Source organism: Pseudomonas cichorii (genome assembly GCF_015471405.1).
Taxonomy (GTDB): Bacteria; Pseudomonadota; Gammaproteobacteria; order Pseudomonadales; family Pseudomonadaceae; genus Aquipseudomonas; species Aquipseudomonas serbiensis.
In genome coordinates this window covers 91800-97905 of record NZ_BLVZ01000021.1, presented here as the reverse complement: position 1 = coordinate 97905, position 6106 = coordinate 91800, and the positions used below count along the sequence as shown (strand labels likewise).

2 protein-coding genes are annotated in these 6106 nt (G+C 53.5%); both read left to right on the top strand.

Features of this window, described 5'->3' with window-relative positions:
* Positions 1–132 precede the first annotated feature (132 nt).
* Entirely contained in the window at positions 133–5364 is a 5232-nt protein-coding gene (locus tag JL015_RS26010; protein ID WP_236250282.1) for a DUF637 domain-containing protein, read from the top strand.
* A complete protein-coding gene (locus JL015_RS26005; RefSeq protein ID WP_201020501.1) occupies positions 5361–5840 on the top strand; it encodes a pentapeptide repeat-containing protein in 480 nt (159 codons plus the stop codon). Before JL015_RS26010 ends, JL015_RS26005 begins: the two co-directional genes overlap by 4 nt.
* Positions 5841–6106 lie beyond the last annotated feature (266 nt).

The following is a 6106-nucleotide window of genomic DNA, read 5'->3' as shown; positions in this document are numbered from 1 at the left end:
GGGCGCCTGACGGTCAACGTCGGCACCTTCAACCAGACTGCCAGCGGGCAACTGCTGGCCTCGAGCGCGTTTGTGGGCACGGGCGGGAGCTGGACGAATGAGGGGGTTATTGCCAGTGACGGGACCTTTGAATTGACCTTGACGGGCAAGTACGCCAGCAATGGTCAAGCTACCAGCCTCGGCAGGCTTGGCCTGAGTGCCGCTAATGTGGAGGTGCTTGGTGCGGGGCGGATTGCTGGGGCTGCTGATGTACAAGTCAGATCTGATGGTGTTTTGCTCAACCAAGGACGCATTACATCCGCTCGGGACCTGACGCTCACCGCAAATAGTTTGACCAATAACGGCACGATGGGCAGTGCTGGAAAACTGGATCTGGTCAGTCAGGTACTGCGCAATGAAGGCGCTTCTTCCGGTGATCAGAGTCTGATTTCAAGCGGCGGCGATATGCGCTTGCTGGTCGGTGATTTCACTAACCGCTTTGCTACCGTATACAGCCTGGGTGGCCTTCTGGTTGCCAGGGATGCAGCGCTCAACCGCTCCAACCGCATCGATAACATTTCTGCCACCTTGCAGAGTTCTGGTGCGATGGGGTTGTACGGGACGACAATCAGCAACCGCAAGGATGCATTTTCGGTTAGCGAGCAGGTGCTTTCCGGCACCATCACCTACCAGTGCCTTAACTGTAAAGGACGGCACTACGATTTTTTCTATTACGTAACTGAAGAAATTGCACGTTCAGTTCAGGCCGACTCTGCCTCTTCCTCAATCAATGCTGGCGGTGCGCTCAAAGTGCAGTCGTCACTGTTCGAGAACAAGCACAGCACTGTCAGTGCTGCATCGTCGATCGATATCAGTACGGATAACTTTAACAACGAAGGGGCATCGACCGAGAGCGTGCTGCGCACTCGGCAGTTTCGTAACCCCGACGATGCTGAAGGCAGTGATGTTTGGCTTGATATGGTAAGTAAAGGCGGCGTAATTGCCGAATACGCCAAATACAACTCTAAGACTCAGTTCCTCTACTTTGATACATGGTCTGACGGCGATGGGTGGGAGATGCTCGTGCCGCTGAATGCGGGAAGTCAGGACACTGGTCAAGCCAACCCGTTTTATCGACCCAACTCGGGTTATGCGGTACCTGCTCATATTCTGACTTATTGGCTGTATGATAGCTGGGAAACCCAGACCAATACGGGGGTAGCCGCCAACGCTGTCATTCAGGCTGGTGGCGCTGTGAATATCGCTGCCAGCAAAAATCTGGGTAATGGAGTCACTCGTCAGAATACGGGTTACTCCAGCCTGGCTTTGAACGCAGCTAACACCCAGACCGGTAGCCAGATTAATCCCAACACTGCGAGTATCAACGCTCAACTGTCGCCTGATCTGGCTCAGCAACAAGTCAATCCATTAACTCTGCCAGGCTTCAGCCTGCCTACCGGCCAGAACGGCCTGTTCCGCCTGAGTGCCCAGACCGGCAGTAACGTCGCCGCCACTCAAACCAGCACTGCGCCCCAAAACTGGACGCTTGGCAGTGCCAGCGTGTCTGTCGCCCAACGCGAGCAGACCGTTTCCGATACCCAGGCCAGAGCTCTTCAGTTCGGGACAGCCGGGCAGGTTTCGTCAGCCACTCGCCAACTGGCTGACGTAGTCCGTCAGAACTCGGGGCTGAGCGCCAATGCATCAGCCTTTGACTCAAGCGCTCCAGTCTATTCAGCAACCCGCCTGCAGCTCACTGGCCATAGCGCCGGGTCCACAGGTCTGACGCAGGTTGCCGATGTGACCCAGGTACTGGGCCAGAACGGCACCGCTCCCTTGCCCGGTCAAGGCGCGACAATCGTTCCCGTCATTACCCCTGTGGCTTCCAGCAACACCACGGCTCAGAACGGTACAACCACGCCGACGGCTGTGCCGAACAACCAGGTCGCCCGTGTCCAGGCCTTGCCCGGCACCGCCGCGCCGTCCAACCCGCATAAATACCTGATCGAAACCAACCCGGTTCTGACCGAACTGCGCCAGTTCATGAGCTCGGACTACCTGCTGGCCAATCTGGGTTACGACCCGGAAGCCAGTGCGAGACGTCTCGGTGATGGCCTGTACGAACAGCGTCTCGTCCAGCAAGCCGTCGTGGCCCGTACCGGCCAGGCTTTCCTGGCGGGGCAGACCTCCAACGAGGCCCAACTCAAGTACCTGATGGACAACGCCATCGCCAGCAAGGAGCAACTGAACCTGGCGGTGGGCGTGTCATTGAGCTCACTGCAAGTGGCGGCCCTGACTCACGACATCGTGTGGCTTGAAGAGCATGAGGTGAATGGCGAAAAAGTCCTGGTGCCCGTGCTGTACCTGGCCCAGGCCAACAACCGCCTCGCCCCGACCGGTGCTCTGATTGCCGGCAACGACGTCACGCTGACTGCGGGCGAAAATCTCGATAACGTCGGTACATTGCGTGCGACCAATAACCTGTCGGCAACGGCGGGTAACAACCTCGTCAACACAGGCTTGATCGAAGCAGGTAACCGTCTCGACCTGCTAGCCGGCAACGACCTGATCAACAAGGCCGGCGGCATCCTGTATGGCCGCGATGTGACGTTGAGCGCCACTCGTGGCGATGTCATCAACGAGCGGACAGTGACACGCGCTGTCGGCGCGGAGGGATATCAGGATTTTGCCGACAGCGCTGCCCGTGTTGAATCTGCAAACGATCTGACCATCAAGGCCGGGCGCGATGTAATGAGTATCGGCGGCACCCTGCAGGCCGGTCGCGACCTCAGCCTGATTGCCGGTCGTGACCTGAATATCGGCGCGACACAAATCGAAACAGCGAAGGTACAAGGCGCGAACACCCAGTCCAGCATCACGCAACTGGGTTCCAGCGTTAGTGTAGGCCGTGACCTGATGGCTCTGTCAGGCCGTGATATCAATGTTGTCGCCAGCGAAATCGACGTCAAACGCGATATCGCCATGGCCGCGACCGAGAACATGACCATCAGCTCGGCGGCAGACGAAACCCACTCCCTGTCCAGAAGCAAGAAACTCACCGTCCAGACCGATCACGTCAAACAGGTCTCCGCCGACCTGAATGCTGGCGGCAGCATTGCCCTGAACGCAGGCCAGGACCTGGCCGTCATCTCCAGCCGCATCACCGCTGGCGAAAACGCCAACCTGTCGGCAGGCGAAAACCTCAGCATCCTGGCCGCGCAGGACAGTGACTACTACCTCTACGACAAGAAGAGCAAAGGTAGCTGGGGCAAAAAGAAAACCAAGCGGGATGAAGTAACCGACATCCGCAATGTCGGCAGCGAAATCACCTCCGGCGGTGACCTGACGCTGGAGAGCGGTGGCGACCAGTTGTATCAGGTGGCCAAGCTTACCAGTGGCAATGATCTGAGCATTGAAAGCGGTGGGGGTATCACCTTTGAAGGGGTGAAGGACTTTCATGATGAAAGCCATACCAAGAGCAAGAACAGTGCTACCTGGTTCTCATCGAAAGGCAAGGGCAGAACCGACGAAACCTTGCGCCAGAGTGAGTTGGTGGCTCAGGGCGATATTGTCATCAAGGCTGTGGATGGCCTTCGGATCGATGTCAAACAGGTCAATCAAGAAAGTGTAAGCCAAAGTATTGATGCCATGGTCCAGGCCGATCCGCAACTGGCCTGGCTGAAAGAGGCCGAGAAGCGAGGCGATGTGGATTGGCGTCAGGTCAAGGAAATCCACGAGAGCTTCAAGTACAACAACTCAGGGCTGGGGCCAGCTGCACAGATTGCAATTGCCATTCTGATGTCGTTTGTGATGGGGCCAGCCGGGTTTGGCTTGATGGGGGCTACCGGTGCCGTTGCTAGCAGCGTAGCAACGACGACAGTCACAAGCGCCATCAACAATAAGGGTGATCTTGGGGCCATTCTCAAGGACGTGACCTCTGCAAATAGCATCAAAGGTTATGCGCTGGCAGGGATGACGGCAGGTCTTGTACCAGCTATTGATCCGGCCAATATGGGTTTTAATCTTGCCAGCGTTAGCGCTGTGACCCAGAAGGTTGTTGTCGAGTCAGCGCTCAAGACCGCGATCATGGGTGGTAGCTTCAAGGATAATCTGGCCGGTTCCGCTGTGAGTGCGGGTATCAGTATTGCCGGTGCGGTTGCTGCCAACGAGATCGGCGATTACGCACTTATCAATGACAGCGGCAAACTCACGAAAGTAGCGATGCATGCTGCGCTTGGCGGATTGATGGCCGAAGCCATGGGGGGGGATTTCCGTACGGGTGCATTGGCTGCCGGTGCGAACGAAGCACTCGTGGGGCTGTTGGCGGAGAAGTTTCTGCCAGCAGGCCTAGATAAAAACAGCACGGCTTATCAGGCTGGCGTGAGCCAACTGATGACTGCTTCTCAGTTGATTGGTGTTTTGACGGGGGCTGTAACGGGGGGCGATGCATCAGCGGCTGCTGCTGTTACGGCAAATGCTACCCAATACAACTACCTAAACCATATTCAGTTGGAAGAAGCAGCGAAAAAGCTACGAAACTGTGTTGGTGCTGAATGCGACACCATTGTGGATGAGTACAGGGATACGAGTGTGGAGCAACAAGTTGCTGCTCTTGTCGCTTGCAAATCTAAAGTTTCTCTCTGTGCCCCTGCTTCGAAAGAAGTGGCCAACACCATGGCTGATTTGAGTAAAGTCTATGAGGCCTTGGGGGACGCATCTGATCTTGCCAGAGGCAAGCTCCAGCTATTGATCAATGAAAACCTTGAGTTCCAAGGGATAATGGCAATGGCCACGGCGGGAGCAACCGGTGAGGCGTTGGCTGATGCGATCCAGGCCAAAACCAATCTGAGCCCCGAGCAGATGGTAGGGATTCGCGATGCTCTTATGGGGCTTGGGGCTGTTGCCGGTGGGGTGGCTGCCTATAATTCTGCCAAGAAGGCTGGATCTGATCAGAGCAAAAATAATGCGGCCAAACCGAATGCTAACTCGACGAGTGATAAGACGGATGCTGAGCTTGGGGTGCGTGAGCCGCATCCTGTAGCTGTTCCAAAAAAAGCAGATCGGGAGCCTTTGGTTTCTAAAGGCTCAGATGTAACGCCAGATATAATTCAAAAAGCATTACAAGGTGATTCTACTATTAGCGGTCAAAATTTTGTTTCATTGCCTGCGATTCAGAGGTATGTTGATCGTCTACTTAAGGGAGATGTTGCTCCTCCAATTAAGATGGATGGTGATGTCATTGTTGATGGGAATCATCGGTATATCGCTGCAAAGATATTAGGGCGAAATCCAGAGGTGGCTCCAGGAACTTTGTCACCCAACAAAGCTGGACAGGGTAAACCTATATCAGATATAAATGTTGATCTGGCAGATTGGGGGAATAGATGATAACTATATACTTTGAAACAGGTGAAGTATTGGACTTTCCTTTGGATAGTTTGGCTGGTTCAGTATTTTGTGAACTGGAGCTTCATCGTGCAATTTTTGATAATATGGATGTTTCGGGGGCAGATTTTACAAACTCAAATTTGAGAAATGCGTCTTTTAATCACTCTATATTGACTGGAGTAGTGATGCATGGTGCTGCTCTCATGAATGCAACACTAGCTTGCGCGCAGCTGAGGACCGCGGATCTTTCAGGCGCTATAGCAATTGGGGCTGACTTTACCGAGGCAGACCTTTCGTTCTCTGGTCTGAAAAATGTAGATGTTTATGGTGCCAGTTTTGTAAGAGCTAATTTATGCGATGCTAACGTTGATGTTAAAAGAATAGAAAGCGCTTTTTTTTCTGGTGCTATATATAATGATGGTACTATTTGGCCAGAAAATTTTGATCCTGAAATGGTTGGTGCGATAAAGGTTTAACTTGGTTTCTCTGTTGGTCTACAATGTTGGTTTGCCAGTAAACGCTAGAAGTAGTATTTTTAGACTTTTGGTACGTGGTTCGGATGATGTAAAATATACTGAAGCTATTGACTTGTGTTAGTTTGGATCTGAGGTGGGTTGTCTTTTGGGGCGAACGAGTCCAAAAGAATGCAAATTCATTACAGTGGGTAAAAGCTCCATTAGTGGGTAAAGGTTTTCTGAGGCTATTGTTCAGATATTCATCAGTCCATATACAGTTTTTGAAG